General features: G+C 71.5%; 20 protein-coding genes. 13 read left to right on the plus strand and 7 right to left on the minus strand.

From position 1 onward, the window contains the following. Window positions 1–27: 27 nt before the first annotated feature. A complete protein-coding gene (locus FHS08_RS13405; protein WP_167040218.1) occupies window positions 28–849 on the plus strand; it encodes an alpha/beta hydrolase in 822 nt (273 codons plus the stop codon). Window positions 850–865: 16 nt separating this feature from the next. Here FHS08_RS13405 and FHS08_RS13410 read toward each other — a convergent pair whose 3' ends face one another. Further along, entirely contained in the window at window positions 866–1,567 is a 702-nt protein-coding gene (locus FHS08_RS13410) for a type 1 glutamine amidotransferase domain-containing protein (protein ID WP_167040220.1), read from the minus strand. Between the two features lie 146 nt (window positions 1,568–1,713). Between FHS08_RS13410 and FHS08_RS13415 the strand changes: the two genes are divergently transcribed. The 9 genes from FHS08_RS13415 (at window position 1,714) to FHS08_RS13450 (ending at window position 10,204) form a co-directional block, all read left to right on the plus strand. Further along, window positions 1,714–2,616, plus strand: a complete 903-nt coding sequence (locus tag FHS08_RS13415; protein WP_167040222.1) for a LysR family transcriptional regulator — start codon at window positions 1,714–1,716, stop codon at window positions 2,614–2,616. Window positions 2,617–2,720: 104 nt separating this feature from the next. Next, window positions 2,721–3,881 (plus strand): aminotransferase class I/II-fold pyridoxal phosphate-dependent enzyme, encoded by a 1,161-nt coding sequence (locus tag FHS08_RS13420; protein WP_167040224.1) that lies wholly within the window; start codon window positions 2,721–2,723, stop codon window positions 3,879–3,881. After that, window positions 3,878–4,648 carry an MFS transporter gene (locus FHS08_RS17325; protein ID WP_341800417.1) on the plus strand — a complete coding sequence of 257 codons (771 nt, stop codon included), beginning with the start codon at window positions 3,878–3,880 and terminating at the stop codon, window positions 4,646–4,648. Before FHS08_RS13420 ends, FHS08_RS17325 begins: the two co-directional genes overlap by 4 nt. Beyond that, window positions 4,645–5,286 (plus strand): MFS transporter, encoded by a 642-nt coding sequence (locus FHS08_RS17330; protein WP_341800418.1) that lies wholly within the window; start codon window positions 4,645–4,647, stop codon window positions 5,284–5,286. The genes FHS08_RS17325 and FHS08_RS17330 overlap by 4 nt, the downstream gene beginning before the upstream one ends. Before the next feature lie 47 nt (window positions 5,287–5,333). Continuing rightward, window positions 5,334–6,260, plus strand: coding sequence for a siderophore-interacting protein (locus tag FHS08_RS13430; RefSeq protein ID WP_167040226.1), 927 nt, complete (start codon window positions 5,334–5,336; stop codon window positions 6,258–6,260). 44 nt (window positions 6,261–6,304) lie between these two features. Beyond that, complete coding sequence (locus tag FHS08_RS13435) at window positions 6,305–7,270, plus strand: FecCD family ABC transporter permease (protein ID WP_167041761.1); 966 nt, start codon at window positions 6,305–6,307, stop codon at window positions 7,268–7,270. Next, entirely contained in the window at window positions 7,267–8,319 is a 1,053-nt protein-coding gene (locus tag FHS08_RS13440) for a FecCD family ABC transporter permease (RefSeq protein WP_341800420.1), read from the plus strand. Before FHS08_RS13435 ends, FHS08_RS13440 begins: the two co-directional genes overlap by 4 nt. A gap of 5 nt (window positions 8,320–8,324) precedes the next feature. Then, the gene (locus FHS08_RS13445; protein ID WP_341800456.1) at window positions 8,325–9,173 is read left to right on the plus strand and encodes an ABC transporter ATP-binding protein; all 849 of its coding nucleotides are present in this window, start codon (window positions 8,325–8,327) and stop codon (window positions 9,171–9,173) included. Further along, the gene (locus FHS08_RS13450; protein WP_243847520.1) at window positions 9,170–10,204 is read left to right on the plus strand and encodes an ABC transporter substrate-binding protein; all 1,035 of its coding nucleotides are present in this window, start codon (window positions 9,170–9,172) and stop codon (window positions 10,202–10,204) included. The genes FHS08_RS13445 and FHS08_RS13450 overlap by 4 nt, the downstream gene beginning before the upstream one ends. Window positions 10,205–10,267: 63 nt before the next feature. Here FHS08_RS13450 and FHS08_RS13455 read toward each other — a convergent pair whose 3' ends face one another. Continuing rightward, window positions 10,268–10,906, minus strand: coding sequence for a biotin transporter BioY (locus FHS08_RS13455; RefSeq protein ID WP_167040230.1), 639 nt, complete (start codon window positions 10,904–10,906; stop codon window positions 10,268–10,270). Window positions 10,907–11,057: 151 nt separating this feature from the next. Between FHS08_RS13455 and FHS08_RS13460 the strand changes: the two genes are divergently transcribed. Continuing rightward, the gene (locus FHS08_RS13460; protein WP_167040232.1) at window positions 11,058–11,489 is read left to right on the plus strand and encodes a phage tail protein; all 432 of its coding nucleotides are present in this window, start codon (window positions 11,058–11,060) and stop codon (window positions 11,487–11,489) included. Window positions 11,490–11,557: 68 nt separating this feature from the next. Next, the gene (locus tag FHS08_RS13465) at window positions 11,558–13,156 is read left to right on the plus strand and encodes an ATP-binding cassette domain-containing protein (protein WP_167041769.1); all 1,599 of its coding nucleotides are present in this window, start codon (window positions 11,558–11,560) and stop codon (window positions 13,154–13,156) included. Between the two features lie 27 nt (window positions 13,157–13,183). Here the strand turns inward: FHS08_RS13465 and FHS08_RS13470 are convergent, their stop codons facing one another. The 4 genes from FHS08_RS13470 to FHS08_RS13485 are packed head-to-tail and all read right to left on the minus strand — an operon-like array spanning window position 13,184 to window position 15,201. Further along, a complete protein-coding gene (locus tag FHS08_RS13470) occupies window positions 13,184–14,053 on the minus strand; it encodes an SURF1 family cytochrome oxidase biogenesis protein (RefSeq protein ID WP_167040234.1) in 870 nt (289 codons plus the stop codon). Then, complete coding sequence (locus FHS08_RS13475; protein WP_167040236.1) at window positions 14,050–14,262, minus strand: hypothetical protein; 213 nt, start codon at window positions 14,260–14,262, stop codon at window positions 14,050–14,052. The genes FHS08_RS13470 and FHS08_RS13475 overlap by 4 nt, the downstream gene beginning before the upstream one ends. Further along, the gene (locus tag FHS08_RS13480; protein ID WP_167040238.1) at window positions 14,259–14,621 is read right to left on the minus strand and encodes a DUF3099 domain-containing protein; all 363 of its coding nucleotides are present in this window, start codon (window positions 14,619–14,621) and stop codon (window positions 14,259–14,261) included. The genes FHS08_RS13475 and FHS08_RS13480 overlap by 4 nt, the downstream gene beginning before the upstream one ends. Before the next feature lie 43 nt (window positions 14,622–14,664). After that, window positions 14,665–15,201: a DUF4190 domain-containing protein gene (locus tag FHS08_RS13485; RefSeq protein WP_167040240.1), complete on the minus strand. Its 537-nt coding sequence runs from the start codon at window positions 15,199–15,201 to the stop codon at window positions 14,665–14,667. A 112-nt stretch (window positions 15,202–15,313) separates the two neighbouring features. Between FHS08_RS13485 and fabG the strand changes: the two genes are divergently transcribed. Then, complete coding sequence (fabG, locus tag FHS08_RS13490) at window positions 15,314–16,024, plus strand: 3-oxoacyl-ACP reductase FabG (protein ID WP_167040242.1); 711 nt, start codon at window positions 15,314–15,316, stop codon at window positions 16,022–16,024. A gap of 37 nt (window positions 16,025–16,061) precedes the next feature. Here the strand turns inward: fabG and FHS08_RS13495 are convergent, their stop codons facing one another. Then, window positions 16,062–16,754: an alpha/beta fold hydrolase gene (locus tag FHS08_RS13495; RefSeq protein ID WP_167040244.1), complete on the minus strand. Its 693-nt coding sequence runs from the start codon at window positions 16,752–16,754 to the stop codon at window positions 16,062–16,064. Window position 16,755 lies beyond the last annotated feature (1 nt).

Consider the following 16,755-nt stretch of genomic DNA (forward strand, 5'->3'; position numbering starts at 1 on the left):
CGATCCGTCCCATCGCAAGGAGAAGCCATGTCCAAGACACCCGTCGTGTTCATCCACGGCCTCTGGATCCACTCGTCCGCATGGGCGCCGTGGCTCGAGCTCTTCGCGGAGCACGGCTACGCTCCGAGCGCCCCGGGATGGCCGGGGGATGCCGACACCGCAGCCGAGACCCGCGCAGCGGCCGACGCGCTCGACGATGTGGGAATCGAGCAGATCTGCCACCATTACGCCGACTACATCGACACCCTCGATGCGAAGCCCATCGTCGTCGGGCATTCGTTCGGCGGGCTCATCGCGCAGGAGCTGCTCGCCAACGACCTCGTCATCGCCGCTGTCGCGATCGATCCCGCGCCGATCAAGGGAGTCAAGACGCTGCCGTTCTCGCAGCTGCGCGCCGGCTTCCCGGTGCTCGGCAATCCCGCCAACAGGAAGCGCACCGTGTCGCTCACGGCGAAGCAGTTCCGGTACAGCTTCGGCAACGCGATCAGCCAGGAGGAGTCCGACGCGCTGTTCGAGGCGTGGGCGATCCCGGGCCCCGGGCGCCCGCTCTTCGAAGACGCCACGGCCAACTTCTCGCGCAACTCGCCCGCCAGGGTCGACACGCATCGGGCGGTGCGCGGGCCGCTCCTGCTGACCTCCGGCGGCGAGGACCACACGGTGCCGAAGGCCGTGACCCTCGAAGTCGCCAAGATGTACGAAGACAGCCCCGGCTCGGTCACGGAGTACCACGAGTTCCCGGGCAGGGGGCACTCGCTGACCATCGACTCGGGCTGGCGCGACGTCGCCGAGGTCGCCCTCGCGTGGCTCGCGACGCAGAAGCTCGAGGTGGCCGCGGCGGCCGCGCAGTAGCGCGAGGCGCGCCGGCTCAGCCGATCTGCGCCTTCGCGAGCTGCGCGACGAGCCGCTGCGCGGTGGCGACGCTCGACTGCGGGTTCTGACCGCTCACAAGCGCGCCGTCGGCGACGACGGTGCTCGACCAGGGCGCACCCGCACGGACGACCGCACCGAGCTCGCGCAGCCGAGACTCGACGAGATACGGCGAGCTGTCGCCGAGCCCTCCCAGGCGCTCCTCGTCGTCGGTGAACACCGTCAGCTCACGGCCGGCGAAGGCGAAATCGCCGTTGCGACGGATCGCGCTGAGCAGGCCGGCAGGTCCGTGGCACAGGACGCCGACGACGGCGTCGCGGTCTGCCGCATCGACGAGGAGGCGCCCGAGGTCGGCATCGTGCGCGAGGTCGGCCATCGGTCCGTGGCCGCCGGGAAGCACGATCGCGTCGTAGGCGCCGTCGGCGACCTCGCTGAGAGCGAGGGGCCGGTCGAGCGCGTCGGCGATCCTGTCGAGATAGGCCTGCAGCTCGCGGCCCGACTCCGTCTCGAGGTCGAGGCTGCCGGGGTCAACCGGCGGACGGCGTGCTCCCGGGGTGGCGATGTCCACCGAATGTCCCGCCGCCGTGAGGCCGCGGTGGAGCTCGACGAGCTCCTCCGCCCAGAATCCCGTCTTGTGCGATGCGCCGTCGGCGAGGACCAGCTCGTCGGCGGCCGTCACGACCATGAGCACATGTGCCATCTCTTCTTCTTCCCGTTCGTGTCGTCCTGCGACTCGGTCGAGCCGCCTCCGGGAGAACCGACTCGCCATCGAGAGGATTCCACATGGACGAGGCGGTGCCATAGATTTCTTGATGAGAAGAAGACATCCTGACAGTCGGGAGTGACATGCGCGATCTCGAACTGCTGGCGACCTTCCTCGAGGTGCGCCGAGCCGGCTCCGTCACGGCAGCGGCATCCCGTCTGGGACTGAGTCAGCCCTCGGTGAGCGAACGCCTCGCGCGCCTGGAGGAGCAGTTCGGCGAGACCCTGTTGGTCCGTTCGTCGCGTGGGGTCACTCCGACCCCTGCTGGCGATCGCCTCGCGGCCCGCATCGGCGATCCCGTCGACCGTCTGCGCGCGGCCTGGACGGCGGAGCCCGCAACGGATGCCTCGGGCACCGTGCGCATCGGGGGAGCGAGCGACGTCGTCGCGAGCCGGGTCATCCCCGCGCTCGCGCCGCTCGCCGCGCAGGGCATCCGGCTCGAGTTCGCACTCGGTCGTGCGCAGCCGCTGCTCGAGTCGCTCAAGGAGCGTCGCCTCGACGTCGTCATCGCGTCGATCCGCCCCGCGGATGCCGCGATCCGGTATCGGGGTCTCGTCGACGAGGAGTTCGTGCTCGTCGGTGCACCCTCGCTCGCGCGCGCGATCGATGCGAGGCGTCTTGGCAGCGATCCGGCCGGTGCCCTCGTGCACCTTCCGCTCGTCGTGTACGACGAAGAGCTCTCGATCGTGCGCCGCTACTGGCGCAGCCAGTTCGGTCATCGCCCCGCCAACCCCGTCGCGATCGTCGTGCCCGATCTGCGAGGCATCCTCGCCGCCGTCGTCGCGGGTGCGGGGATCTCCGCGATCCCTCGTTACCTCGCCGATCCGGCCGTGGCGAGCGGGTCGGTCGAGATCCTGCACAGGCCCGAGGAGTCGCCGATCAACACGCTCCACATCGCCATCCCCGTGCACGAGCCTCCCTCCGCGGCGACGGCCGCCGTCATCACTCGCCTTCTCGAGACGGCGCGGGCGTGGGACTCGTTCTGACTGCCGCGCCGGTCGTCGCGGGCGAACGGATGCCGCTCGCGGGGAAAGTCCTCGGATGACCCGCGCCCGTCGACGCGTCGGGACTCGCCGGTAGGCTCTGAGGAGTGAGCGTCAACCCCCTCGAAGCACTTCCGATCGACGAGCTGCGCCGGCGCTCGAGCACGAAGTGGCGGAAGTATCCGGACGACGTCCTGCCCCTCTTCGTCGCGGAGACCGACTTCGCGCCCGCGCCCGCCATCACAGACCGGCTGCGGCGTGCCGTCGAGCTCGGCGACACGGGCTACACACCGCCCGACCCCGGCATCCGCGACGCGTACGCCGCCTTCGCGAAGCGTCGCTTCGGGTGGGATGTCGATCCCGCTCATGTGCGGACGACGTGCGACGTCATGATGGGTGTCGTCGAGATCCTGCGCTCCGTCACCCGGCCGGGCGATCGCGTCGTCGTGACGCCCCCCGTCTACCCGCCGTTCTTCGAGTGCATCCCCGAGGCGGGAGCCGTCGTCGAGCGCGTGCCCCTCGTCGACACGGGCGCGGGATGGAAGCTCGACCTGCCGGGCATCGAGGCCTCGCTCGCGGGCGGTGCGCGCGCCGTGCTGCTGTGCAACCCGCACAACCCCACCGGGACGGTGCACTCGAAGGAGGAGCTCGCCCAGCTCGCCGACCTCGCCGCCGCTCACGACGCGGTCGTCGTGAGCGACGAGATCCACGGTCCTCTCGTGCAGCCGGACGTCGCGTTCACGCCGTTCCTCGCGGCATCCTCGACGGCCGCTCGGATCGGGTACGCCGTCACGAGCGCGAGCAAGGCGTACAACCTCGCAGGGCTCAAGTGCGCACTCATGGTGACCGCGGCGGAGGGCACGGCTCGCGTCGTGCGCGCGCTGCCGGACGAGGTCGAGTGGCGGACGGGCCTGTTCGGGGCGCTCGCGGGCGTCGCCGCCTTCTCGCCCGAGAGCGACGCCTGGCTCGACGGGCTGCTCGCACGCCTCGACGAGAACCGCCGGCTGCTCGCAGACCTGCTGACCGAGCACCTGCCTGGCGCCCGGTACCGCGTGCCCGGCGCCGGCTTCCTCGCGTGGGTGGACCTGTCGGACTTCGGATGGGGGGACAACCCCGCCCGGACGATCCTTCGCGACGCCAAGGTGGCGCTCCACTTCGGCCCGCTCTTCGGCGAGGAGGGCAAGGGGCACGTCCGCATCAACTTCGGCTGCGACCCCGCCGTGCTCAGGCAGGCCGTCGAACGCATCGGGAGGCTCGCGCGCTCGTGAGCGCTCCGCACGAGCCGGCCCCGACAGGTCCCGTGACGCTCCCCGCCGCCGCGGAGGCCGCGGGGATCTGGAACGCCCGGTTCGTCTGGGTCACGGTCGGCGCCGTCGCGCTCATCTTCCTCGCGGCGATGCAGTCGCTCGCCGTCACGACGGTCATGCCGGTCGTCGCCGACGACCTCGACGGGGCGGCGCTGTACGCCGTCGCCTTCTCGGGCACGCTCGCGACGAGCGTCATCGGCATGGTCGCCGTCGGGGCGTGGAGCGACCGATCGGGGCCCGTGTGGCCGCTGACGAGCGCTGTCGCGCTCTTCGTCATCGGCCTCGTCGTCGCAGGCCTCGCACCGTCGATGCCGCTCCTGGTCGTGGGCAGGCTCATCCAGGGACTCGGCACGGGCGGCCAGACGGTCGCGCTGTACGTCGTGGTGGCGCGCATCTATCCGCCCGTCCTGCACGGGCGGGTCTTCGCGGCGTTCTCCGCGGCATGGGTCGTGCCTTCGCTCATCGGCCCGTTCCTCGCGGGCGCTGTGACCGAGTACCTGCATTGGCGCTGGGTGTTCCTCGGCGTCGCCCTCCTGACCGTGGGGGCCTTCACGATGGTCGCGCTGCGCCTGTGGGGCACGCCGATGCACACGGACGAGCCGTCGTCGGCGCGTGTGCTTCCCCGCCTGGCATGCGCCGTGGCCGTCGCGGCCGGCGCCCTCGGACTCAGCCTCGCCGGGGAGGCGCGGGGGCTCGCGGGGTCCTCGTCGCGGCGTCCCTGCTCGTGATCGGGTTCGCCGCGCGACCGCTGCTCCCGCGGCGCACGCTGCTGTCCGCCCGGGGCCTGCCGAGCGTCGTGCTCATGCGGGCGCTCATCGCGGGATCGCTCTTCGGCGCCGAGATCTACGTGCCGTATCTGCTCATCGACCGGTACGGGTTCTCTCCGACGTGGGCGGGACTCGGGCTGACAGCCGCTGCGCTCGCGTGGGCCGCGGCATCCGATGTCCAGGGACGCTTCGGCGACCGCATCGGCAACACCCGCATCGCGATCATCGGGACGACGCAGCTGACGGCCGCGACGCTCGTCGCGGCGCTCACGGCCGTCTGGCATCTGCATCCCGCGGTGGCGATCGCCGGATGGGCGCTCGCAGGCGGCGGCATGGGTCTCATGTATCCGCGGCTGACGGTGCTGACGCTCGCGTACTCGACGCCGCAGAACCAGGGCTTCAACTCGTCGGCCCTCTCGATCGCCGACTCGGTGGGCTCCGCCGTCACGATCGCGGCGATGGGGCTCGTGTTCACGGCTCTCACCGGGACGGATGCCGGGTTCCCCGCCGTCTTCGGGATCGCGGCGGCCCTCGCGGTGCTCGCGCTCGTTCCCGGCCTCCGGCTCGGGCATGCGCACGAGTCGGAAAGGGCGTCGTGATCGGTCCGGTTTGAGGCGAGGCCGAAGGTAAGGCTAGCCTTATCGTCATGCCCCCGATCGAAACCGTCGTCCGGCCTGCCTACCGTCCGTATCGAGTGCGGGTCGCACGCGTGGAACGGCTGTCGCCGCACTTCGTGCGCACAGTGTTCGCGTCCGACGACCTGGCGCACTTCGGCGTCGGCGGTCCCGACCAGCGGATAAAGGTCGTCCTTCCGCACGACGGCGACTTCGGCGACTTCGGTCAGGACGAGGGGGCGGGGGACTGGTACGAACGCTGGCGGGCACTCCCGGATGCCGAGCGCAACCCGTTCCGCACGTATACGGTCCGCAGCGCCGATGCGGGCAGGCGCGAGCTCGTCGTCGACTTCGTCATCCACCACGATGCCGGGCCCGCGGGAGCATGGGCCGAGCGCGCGGCCGTCGGGCAGGAGCTCATCGTGGTGGGGCCGGATACGCGCAGCAGGGAGCCGCTCCTGGGATTCGACTGGCATCCCGGCACCGCACGGCGACTGCTGCTCGCGGGCGACGAGACGGCCGCGCCGGCGATCGCGTCGATCCTCGAGTCGCTCGACGGCTCGTTCGGCGTCGATGCGTTCATCGAGGTGCCGACGGCGGCCGACGTCCTGCCGATCGCGCACCGCGACGGCGTCCGTGTGCGCTGGCTCACGCGCGACGACCATCCCCACGGCGCGCGGCTCGTCGAGGCGCTGACCTCGTGGACGGAGCTCTCGAGCGACGTGCTCGCACGGGCCGCCGCGCCGCGCACGCAGGAGCTCGCCGACATCGACGTCGACCGCGAGCTGCTGTGGGACAGCCCCGAGGACGCCGACGGCGAGTTCTACGCGTGGATCGCGGGCGAGGCGGCGACCGTCAAGACGCTGCGGCGGCTGCTCGTCAGCGCGCACGGCGTCGACCGCAGGCGCGTGGCGTTCATGGGCTACTGGCGCCTCGGCCAGGCGGAACGCACAGAGTGAAGACGACGGCGCGAGCCCGGCGTGCACGGTTCCTGCTCGCGGGGATGGTGGCGCTCCTCGTCGTCGCCGTGGCGCTGAGCCTCGGCGTCGGCGCGCGACCGATCGCTCCGGGCGTGGTCTGGGAGGCGCTGTTCGCGCAGGATCCGACGAACCCCGACCACATCGTCGTTCTCACGCAGCGCGTTCCCCGCACCGTGATCGGCATCGTCGCGGGCGCATCGCTGGCTCTCGCGGGCACCGTCATGCAGGGGCTCACCCGCAATCCGCTCGCCGATCCCGGACTGCTGGGAGTGAACGCCGGGGCATCGGTGGCCGTGCTGGCCGCGATCGTGCTGCTCGGCGTGAGCAAGCCCTCCGGGTTCGTCTGGTTCGCGTTCGCAGGAGCCGCTGTCGCCGCGCTCGTCGTCGCCGCGATCGGATCCCGCGGCCCGGACGGCGGCAACCCCGCCAAGCTCGCCCTGACCGGCGCGGCCGTGACGGCGGGGATCACCGCCGTCACGATGCTCATCCTCACGACGCAGATCGTCGCCCTCGACGTGTACCGCTACTGGTCGGTCGGCGGGCTCACGGCGAGGGGCCTCGACAGCGTCGCGCTGGTCGGCATCCCGATCCTCCTGGGAGCCGTGCTCGCGATCGCCTCGGCCCGCGGGCTCGACCTCATCGCGCTCGGCGAGGACACCGCATCGGGCCTCGGCCACAATGTCGCCCGGACGCGGACGGTCGGGATCGTCGCGACGATCCTGCTGTGCGGCGGCGCGACGGCGATCGCCGGCCCGATCGTCTTCCTCGGGCTGCTCGTGCCGCATGCGCTTCGCGCCGTCATCGGCGACGACTACGCGCGCCTCCTCGCGATCGGAGTCCCCGCAGGAGCGAGCGTGCTCGTGCTCTCGGATGTCGTCGGCCGCGTCATCGCGCCTCCGGGTGAAGTGCAGGCGGGCATCGTCGTCGCGTTCGTCGGAGCGCCCGTGCTCATCGCCCTCGTGCTGCGTCGCAGGCGGGTGGTCCTGTGACCATCGTGGAGCGCGCCGCCGCCCCGGCGACACCCCGCGTCGTCGGCGACGTGCGTCGTCGTGCCCGCCGCCGCGGCATCCTGGTGATCTCGGCGGTCGCGCTCGTGGCGTTCGCCGTCGCGGTGGTCGCCCTGTCGATCGGCGACTACCCTCTCTCGATCGAGCGGCTGTGGCGCACGCTGTGGGGCGGCGGCGAGCGACTGGAGCAATACGTCGTCTTCCGCGTCCGGCTTCCCCGACTGACGATGGCGCTGCTGGTCGGCGCGGCGCTCGGGATCGCGGGCGCGCTGCTCCAGTCGCTCCTGCGCAATCCTCTCGCGAGTCCGGATCTGCTCGGCATCTCGGGCGGAAGCGGTGTCGCCGCCGTGTTCACTCTCCTGGTCATCGGCACGACGGGGCCTCTCCTTCCGATCGGGGCCTTCGTCGGCGGCATGGCCGTCGCCGCCCTCCTGCTCCTGGCCGGACGCGCGCAGCCCGACGGCGGGTACCGGCTCATCCTCGCCGGTGTCGGGGTGTCGTTCCTGTGCATCGCCGTCGTGGACTTCCTCATGGTGCGCGCGCAGGTCAGGGAGTCGCAGATGGCACTGCTGTGGCTCACGGGGAGCCTGTCGTCGACGCCGTGGTGGCAGGTCGGCGTCGTCGCGGTCGTGCTCGTCGCGACCCTCCCGGCGATCGTCGCGGTGGCGCGCTGGCTGCCGATCTCTCAGCTGGGAGCCGCGACGGCGAGCAGCCTGGGGGTGAGCCCGGCGCTCGTACGCGTCATCGCCGTCGCGTCGGCCGTGCTGCTCACCTCCGTGACCTGCGCGTTCGTCGGCCCGATCTCGTTCGTGGCGCTGTGCGCACCGGCGATCGCGCGATCGCTCCTGGGCCACGGCGCGATCGGCATCGGCACGAGCGCCGTTGTCGGAGCCGCGATTCTTCCGGCTGCGGATCTGGTCGCGCAGTATGCGATTCCCGGGCTCAGCCTGCCCGTGGGCGTCGTGACGGGCGCGATCGGGGCCGTGTTCCTCCTCTGGCTGCTGGCCACGTCGAAAGGACGCAACCTGTGACGACGATCGTCGGAACCCCGCGGCTCGCCGCGCGCGGCCTCGACGCCGGCTACCCCGGGCGCCGCGTGATCGAGGGCCTCGACCTGGAGGTCTCTCCGGGCCGCATCACCATGATCATCGGGGCGAACGCCTGCGGGAAGTCGACGCTGCTGGGCGTGCTCGCGCGACTGCGCGCACCGCTCGGCGGCCTCGTGGAGCTCGGCGGCGTGGACGCCTCGACGCTCTCCCGCCGTCGGTTCGCCCAGACGGTCGGGCTGCTGCCGCAGCATCCCACCGCTCCCGACGGACTGTCGGTCGCCGAGCTCGTCGCACGGGGGCGGCATCCGCATCGCGGGGTCTTCCGCCGCTGGAGCGCCGCCGACTCCGCCATCGTGGACGAGGCGATGGCCCGCACGGGCGTATCCGAGCTCGCGGACCGTCCTGTGGGCGACCTGTCGGGCGGCCAGCGCCAGCGCGTATGGATCGCCATGGCCCTCGCGCAGGACCCGCAGATCCTCCTGCTCGACGAGCCGACGACGTTCCTCGACCTCAGTCACCAGCTCGAGGTGCTCGACCTGCTGCGCGAGCTCAACCGCACGCGCGGCACGACGATCGTCGTCGTGCTCCACGAGCTGAACCTGGCGGCTCGCTACGCCGACGAGCTCATCGTGATGTCCCAGGGGCGGATCGTCGCACACGGCGCCCCCGCCGCCGTGCTCACGCCCGAGGTCGTCGCCGAGGCCTTCTCGCTCGACGCCCTCGTCATCCCGGATCCGCTCACGGCGACACCCCTCGTCATCCCCGTGCCCGGCGGCGCGCACGTGCACGGCGACGCGGAACAAGACCACGCACCCACAGTAAGGAACGAGAAATGATGAGACAGCGCACGAAGGCGGCCCTCGGGGTCGTCGTCGCGACGGCAGCGGCCGTCGCTCTCGCCGGCTGCGCCGGCACCGGGTCGGAGGCGCCGACCGGCGGCTCCGGTGTGGGCGACCGGACCGGGTTCCCCGTCACGATCGACTCCGCCCTCGGCGAGACGACGATCGAGTCCGCCCCCGAGCGCATCGCGACGTGGGGCTGGGGGGCGACGGATGCCGTGCTCGCCCTCGGCATCGTCCCCGTCGCGATCCCGTCCGACGACTACTCGGGCGGCGACGACCGCATCCCGCCGTGGATCTCGGAGGCGATCGACGATCTCGGCGGCGAGACTCCCGCCATCCTCGACTCGTCCGCCCCGGAGATCTCCGTCGAAGAGCTGCTCAAGGCCGACCCCGATGTGCTCCTCGCGCCCTACTCGGGTCTCACGCAGGACGAGTTCGACGCCGTGACCGACGCGGGCATCCCGGTCGTCGCCTACCCGGACGCGCCCTGGACGACGCCATGGCGAGACGTCATCACGATCACCGGCGAGGCGCTCGGCCTGAAGGCGGAGGCGCAGACCCTTCTCGGCGACCTCGACACGCTCGTGTCGGATGCCGCGGCGGCCCACCCCGAGTTCGCCGGCACGACGATCGCGTACGTGGACGACGACGTGGACACGTTCTACATGTACCTGCCGTCCGACGCCCGCGTCGAGATCCTCGAGGACCTCGGATTCGTCACGCCGCCGAGCGTCACCGACCTCGACACGGGCGAAGGCACCTTCTACACGACGGTGAGCTACGAGAATCTCGACAAGATCGACGCGCAGGTCGTCTTCACGCAGGCCGAGGAGCAGGCCGCGCTCGACGAGTTCCTGAGCTCGGCCCGCGGACAGCTCATCCCCGCCGTCAGGAAGGGCGCCGTCGCAGCCATGGTCGGGCCCGAGAACGCCGCGGCGGTCTCGCCGACGGCCCTCACGCTCCCGTGGATCCTCCCGACGATCGTGGAGAAGCTCGCCGCCGCGACGGCGATCGCCCAGGGGTGACATCCCCAGACGGCGAGAGGCCCGGACCGGTACGGTCCGGGCCTCTCGCGCGGAGGAGGGGTCTCAGACGTCCTTGCGCGCGTCGACGCGGCGCACGAGCGCCCACGCCGCGGGGATGAGCGCCGCGGCGATCGCGGCCTTCACGAGGCCGCCGACGATGAACGGCGTCACGCCCGCGGCGAGCACCTGGCCGACGTCGTAGCCGAGGCCCATCACGGAGTTCAGGATGAACGCCATGTACGGCACGCCGATCAAGAACGGCACGATGCTCGCGGCGACGAAGCCGATGAAGGCGAGCCAGGGCTTGCGGTCCCATGCCCGCTCCGCGAACCAGCCGGCGAGGAACGCGGCGGGGATGAACCCGAGCACGAACCCGAAGCTCGGCTTGCCGACCGCCGCGATCGATCCCGTGAACTCGGCGAAGACCGGCAGGCCCGCGAGACCCGCGAGCAGGTAGGTCGTCAGCGCGGCCGCGCCCCTCCGCGCGCCGAGCGCGGCTCCCACGACGATGACGGCAAGGGTCTGCCCCGTGATCGGCACGGGCCACAGCGGCACGGTGACCTGGGCGAGCACCGCGACCACCGCGGCGCCTACGACGACGAGGGTCGCGTCGACCGCGAGCGCGCGGGCGCGGGACGAAGGGCGGCCGAGGGCGTCTGCCAGCACGGGGCGGCGGCCGGGGGCTGCGGCGATCGAGGACATGGGGCTCCTTGCCAGTCGAGGCATCCGCACCGGTGCGGATGCGGCATCCGGATTTCAGCCTAGAGCTTCCTCTGCGGTCGTTCTTGGACGGAGTCCACCGATGGCGGGCCGCATGGTTGTGTGCATCATCCGAGGCGACGAGAGTGGCGGGGTGGCGCTGTCCGATGATGTGTCTCCCGCGGGGAGCTTCTCGGTCTCGATCGACGGGATCGTGCTGCCGCTCGTGCGGGAGATCTCGGGCCTTCGCGTCGACGCGGACGCGATCGACGCGGTGCGGCAGAAGGCCGACGGCTCGTACGTCGTGCATGCGATCCCGGGGCGGCCGAAGCCGGGCGAGTTCACGATCACGCGCGGCGTCGCGGCATCCCGCAGCCTGGACGACTGGCTGCGGTCACTCGTCACCGACGGAAAGGTCGCGCTGCGGGTCGAGGTGTCGGTGACGGATGCCGTGGGCCGAGTCGTGCGCACGTGGGTCTGCACGGACTGCTGGGTGCGATCCCTCGAGCTCTCGCGCGACGCGGACGGACGGAGCGAGTCTGTCCAGCGCATCACGATCGCCTACGCCGACGTGCAGATCCTCTGATCCGTCGCGGGTAGAGTGGAATGCTGGCCCTCCGCCGCTTTCCACCCCTCTACGAACGGACGTCTGCTGTGCTCGCCGTGCACGACCTCGAGATCCGCGTGGGCGCGCGCGTCCTGATGTCGGATGTGTCGTTCCGCGTGTCCGACGGCGACAAGATCGGCCTGGTCGGGCGCAACGGTGCGGGCAAGACGACGCTCACGAAGGTGCTCGCGGGCGACGTGCTGCCTGCGAACGGCCGTGTCGACCGCTCGGGCGAGCTCGGCTATCTGCCCCAGGACCCGCGCTCGGGGGATCCGGAGATGCTCGCGCGCACGCGCATCCTCGACGCCCGCGGCCTCGGCACGATCGCGCTCGGCATGCACGAGGCCACACAGGCGATGGGGTCGGACGACCCGGATGCCGCGGCCCGCGCGATGCGCAGGTACGCGAACCTCACCGAGCGGTTCGAGGCGCTCGGCGGGTACGCCGCGGAAGCGGAGGCGGCATCCATCGCCCACAACCTCTCGCTGCCCGACCGCATCCTCGACCAGCCGCTCAAGACCCTCTCAGGCGGTCAGCGCCGGCGCATCGAGCTCGCCCGCATCCTCTTCTCGGATGCCGAGACGATGATCCTCGACGAGCCCACCAACCACCTCGACGCCGACAGTGTCGTGTGGCTGCGCGAGTTCCTGAAGGGATACCGGGGTGGCCTCATCGTCATCTCGCACGACGTCGAGCTCGTCGGAGAGACGGTCAACCGCGTGTTCTACCTCGACGCGAACCGCCAGGTCATCGACGTCTACAACATGAACTGGAAGAACTATCTGCGCCAGCGGGTCGCCGACGAGGAGCGCCGCAAGAAGGAGCGCGCGAACGTCGAGAAGAAGGCGACGGCGCTGCAGCTGCAGGCCGCGCGCTTCGGCGCGAAGGCGTCGAAGGCCGCGGCCGCGCACCAGATGGTCGCGCGCGCGGAGAAGATGCTCTCGGGGCTCGATGACGTCCGCCAGGAGGACCGGGTCGCCAAGCTCCGCTTCCCCAAGCCCGCTCCGTGCGGCAAGACGCCCATCACGGCATCCAATCTGTCGAAGTCCTACGGCTCGCTCGAGATCTTCACGGATGTCGATCTCGCGATCGATCGCGGCTCCAAGGTCGTCGTGCTCGGTCTCAACGGCGCGGGGAAGACGACGCTGCTGCGGATCCTCGCGGGTGTCGACGCGCCCGACACGGGACGGGTCGAACCCGGCCACGGGCTCAAGATCGGCTACTACGCGCAGGAGCACGAGAACCTCGACGTCAGCCGATCGGTGCTCGAGAACATGATGTCGGCAGCGCCCGACATCAACGCGACGGAGGCGCGCAAGGTCCTGGGGTCGTTCCTGTTCACGGGCGACGACGTGCTCAAGCCCGCCGGCGTCCTGTCCGGCGGCGAGAAGACGCGTCTGTCGCTCGCGACGCTCGTCGTGTCGTCGGCGAACGTCCTGCTGCTCGACGAGCCCACGAACAACCTCGACCCGGCGTCACGCGACGAGATCCTCGGCGCCCTCTCGCACTACGAAGGCGCCGTGATCCTCGTCTCGCACGACGAGGGCGCCGTCGAGGCGCTCAACCCCGAGCGCGTGCTGATCCTCCCGGACGGTGTCGAAGACATCTGGGGCCGCGACTACATCGATCTCGTCACGCTCGCCTGACGGAACCGACGCGCCGGGCGTGCGCGGCTAGCGAGGCATCCGGTCGAGCAGGGCGTCCTCGTCCTGCATGTCGCGGTCGCGGCGGCGGGCGCCGAGGGCGGGGGATGCCGCAGGCCCGACTGCGCCGTCCACGGTCTCCACGGCATCCTCGTCGTCTTCGAGCCGGGCTCTGCGCTCGGATCGGATGACGTACCAGATGAAGACGAAGCCCATGACGGCGAACAGGATCCACTGGATCGCGTACGACAGGTGCGGACCGGGGTCGTCCGACGGGGCCTCGAGCGCTTGAGGGGCGGATGCGGGGGCGGGCTGCTCCGTGACCATCAGCCCGTACGCGCCGGCCTCGACGCCGGCACCTCCGACGATGTCGGCGATGAGCGGGAGGTGGATGGTCGGCACCTGCCCGTCGGGGGCGGAGCGCCCCGACGACGGCAGCGGCTCGCCCGGCTTGAGCCGCGCGACGACCGTGACCTCGCCGGTCGGCGGAGCGGGCACGGCGTCGGGGTCGGCCTGGTGCTCGCCGGGGGGCACCCAGCCCCGGTTGACGAGGAAGACGCGACCATCGTCGAGGCGGAAGGGGACGAGCACCTCGAACGCGGCTGTGCCGCCGTGCGCGCGGTTGCGCACCAGCAGCTGCTGGTCGGGCAGATACGTGCCCGTGAGCGTCACGGGATGCCACTCGTCCTCCGGCGCGAGCGAGCCGTCGGCAGGAAGGAGCTCGGCGAGCGGCACGGGCGCCGCGTCGTAGTTCGCGGCGACGAGCGCGAGCTGCCGCGACCGCTCGGCGTTGCGCGAGAACTGCCAGTTCGAGAGGAACGCGCACGCGACGGCGAAGACGATCGCGACGGCGACGTAGACGGTCCATCTCGCGGCGGGGCGCGCAGACCGGAGGCTCATGAGCGGCCCGCCGGCAGCTCGAGCGCCGCGACCGCGACGGGGAAGTCCCGGGCCGCGAGGAAGTCCCGGAGATACGCGACGTGCTCGTCGCACGCCACCCACGTCTTGCGCCGGTCCTCGGAGTGGATCCGGGGGTTGCGCCACTCGATCCGCCAGCGTGCCTGGGCGCGGCATCCCGCCCGCGAGCACTCGGCCTGCTCGGTCGTCATGGCCCCGCGTCCGGCGGTGGGGTCGGGGCCTTCGACTCCTCGATACGGATGACGCGAACGGCGGGCGGCTCCTCGAGGGGCGCCGGGGTCGCAGGGAGCGCCTTCTCGGGGCTCTCGCGCTCGGCCCGGTGATCCTCCTGCGCGACGTTCGCGATGACGACCGCGACGTAGGGGAGGAAGATCGCGCCGATCCCGAGGAGCACGGTGTGCCAGCCGTACGGCGTGATGAGGACCATGAGCACGAAGCACACGACGCGGATCATCATCATGACGAAGTACCGGAAGACGCGCGATCCGGCGTCGTCGCGCGGTGCGCGCGGCAGCGAGGTCGCAGACTGCGGTCCGGTGGAGCTCTTCACGATGCCCACCAGCCTACGCCGGGCTGACGGGCCCGGTTCCGCGTCAGGCGCTGTAGCGGATCACCCCCGTGCCGGCGAACGGAACGACGAACGCGAACACCGCGAGCAGGGCGAGGATCGCGAGGCCGATCGAGGCCCAGCCGATGATGGTGCCGGCGAGGGCGAGCCCGCGGCCGCCTTCGTGACTGGTCTTCAGCTCGTTGAGCGCCATGTGCCCCGTCACGACCGCGATGATCGACCCGATGACGGGCAGGATCACGAATGCTGCGAGCGACGCGACGAGCGAGACGATCGCGAGCGAGCTGGTCTTGGGCGCGTAGGGGTAGGCGTACGGCTGCGCGGTGCCGTACGGAGCGGTGCCGTAGGGTGCGGTGCCGTACGGAGTGGAGCTGTACGGAGCGGTGCCGTACGGAGCGGTGCCGTAGGTCGGGGGCGTCCCGTAGACCGGGGGAGTCCCGTACGCCGGCGGGCCGGCGGGCGGGAGGGGAGCGCCGGAGGGCTGGCCCGGTTGGCCGCCGTAGGCCGGAGGGGCGGGAGCGGGGGCGTCGGGCGTCCCCTCGGGGACATTCGCATCACTCACGGGCGGGTCCTCCTTCATGCTGTGCTCTCAGCGTCTCAGCGGGGGTGCACCGTGTCAAACGCCCGCCGGTAGGCTGGTGCGGTTCGCCGTACCAGAGCCCACGGGAGTGCCCATGACCACCGACCGCGTCGTCCTCGTCACCGGCGGAAACCGCGGGATCGGCCGCGCGATCGCCGAGCGCTTCGTCGCCCAGGGATACCGGGTCGCCGTCACGGCGCGCTCGGGCGAGGGCCCCGAGGGGACGCTCACGGTCCGCGCCGACGTGACGGATGCCGCGGCCGTCGACGCCGCGTTCACGGAGGTCGAGCAGAAGCTGGGCCCCGTGGGGATCGTCGTCGCGAACGCCGGTGTCACGAAGGACACGCTGCTGCTGCGCATGACGGAGGACGACTTCGACAGCGTCGTCTCGACGAACCTCGGCGGTGCGTTCCGCGTCGTCAAGCGGGCATCGAAGGGGATGCTGCGCGCGAAGTGGGGCCGCGTCATCCTCATCTCGTCCGTCGTGGGGCTGTACGGGTCGGCGGGGCAGATCAACTACGCGTCGTCGAAGAGCGGCCTCGTGGGCTTCGCCCGCTCGCTCACGCGCGAACTGGGCGGCCGCGGCATCACGGCGAACGTCGTCGCGCCGGGCTTCATCGAGACCGACATGACGGCGGCTCTGCCGGACGAGACCCAGGCGGAGTACAGGCGCAGCATTCCCGCGGGCCGATTCGCGACTCCCGACGAGGTCGCGGGCGTCGTCGCCTGGATCGCCTCGGACGACGCGGCCTACATCTCGGGCGCCGTCATCCCGGTCGACGGCGGCCTCGGCATGGGTCACTGACGCTCCGCGCGGGCGAACGTCTGGCGACCGCAAGTCCTCAGCGGATCGCCGCGACGATCGCCTGCGCGAGCTCTGCGGGCTTGGAGAACTGGGGCCAGTGACCCGTGCCGAGGTGGACGACCTCGGTGTCGGAGATGGCGCCGAACTCGGTCGCCCACGCACTCCACTGCGCGAGCACCTCGGGCAGCGTCTCGGCTGTCAGCCCGCCCGACAGGATCGTGACGGGAACGCCGAACCGCCGCGCGTCGTGCAGCGCGAGCGTGTCGGTCGGCACCCTCGCGGGCACGGGCAGCGCGCGCCGAGCCCACAGCGCGCGCACGTCGGCATCGAGATCGAACACCTCCTCGTCGTCGAACACCTCCCAGCCGGGGAAGGGCACGACCCCGCCCGTCGTGTCGAACTCGGAGATGTCGGCACCGGGAGCGGGCGGCACGGTGTCGACGAACACGACGCGGGCAACCTTGTCGGGCCGTGCGTCGGCGGCGCCCCACACGACGTTGCCCCCGCCGCTGTGCCCCACGAGCACGGCCGGAGCAGCGAGCGCATCGAGCTCGCCCACGACGGCGGCCACCCAGTCGGCGATGCCGATCGACCCCGACTCGGATGCCGACGCTCCGACTCCGGGCATCGTGAGGGGTCTCGGGCGATGCCCTGCGGCTTCGAGCGCGGGGAGGATGTCGTCCCACGACGACGCGTCGAGCCAGAGTCCGGGAACCAGGATGACGTCCATG

The sequence above is a fragment of the Microbacterium ulmi genome (assembly GCF_011759705.1).
Lineage (GTDB): Bacteria > Actinomycetota > Actinomycetes > Actinomycetales > Microbacteriaceae > Microbacterium > Microbacterium ulmi.

Bases quoted from the DNA above. Each gene is read 5' to 3' on its own strand.
- FHS08_RS13405 (WP_167040218.1), top strand. From the start codon at position 28: ATGTCCAAGACACCCGTCGTGTTCATCCACGGCCTCTGGATCCACTCG.
- FHS08_RS13410 (WP_167040220.1), bottom strand. From the start codon at position 1,567: ATGGCACATGTGCTCATGGTCGTGACGGCCGCCGACGAGCTGGTCCTC.
- FHS08_RS13415 (WP_167040222.1), top strand. From the start codon at position 1,714: ATGCGCGATCTCGAACTGCTGGCGACCTTCCTCGAGGTGCGCCGAGCC.
- FHS08_RS13430 (WP_167040226.1), top strand. From the start codon at position 5,334: ATGCCCCCGATCGAAACCGTCGTCCGGCCTGCCTACCGTCCGTATCGA.
- FHS08_RS13435 (WP_167041761.1), top strand. From the start codon at position 6,305: ATGGTGGCGCTCCTCGTCGTCGCCGTGGCGCTGAGCCTCGGCGTCGGC.
- FHS08_RS13450 (WP_243847520.1), top strand. From the start codon at position 9,170: ATGATGAGACAGCGCACGAAGGCGGCCCTCGGGGTCGTCGTCGCGACG.
- FHS08_RS13455 (WP_167040230.1), bottom strand. From the start codon at position 10,906: ATGTCCTCGATCGCCGCAGCCCCCGGCCGCCGCCCCGTGCTGGCAGAC.
- FHS08_RS13470 (WP_167040234.1), bottom strand. From the start codon at position 14,053: ATGAGCCTCCGGTCTGCGCGCCCCGCCGCGAGATGGACCGTCTACGTC.
- FHS08_RS13475 (WP_167040236.1), bottom strand. From the start codon at position 14,262: ATGACGACCGAGCAGGCCGAGTGCTCGCGGGCGGGATGCCGCGCCCAG.
- fabG (WP_167040242.1), top strand. From the start codon at position 15,314: ATGACCACCGACCGCGTCGTCCTCGTCACCGGCGGAAACCGCGGGATC.
- FHS08_RS13495 (WP_167040244.1), bottom strand. From the start codon at position 16,754: ATGGACGTCATCCTGGTTCCCGGACTCTGGCTCGACGCGTCGTCGTGG.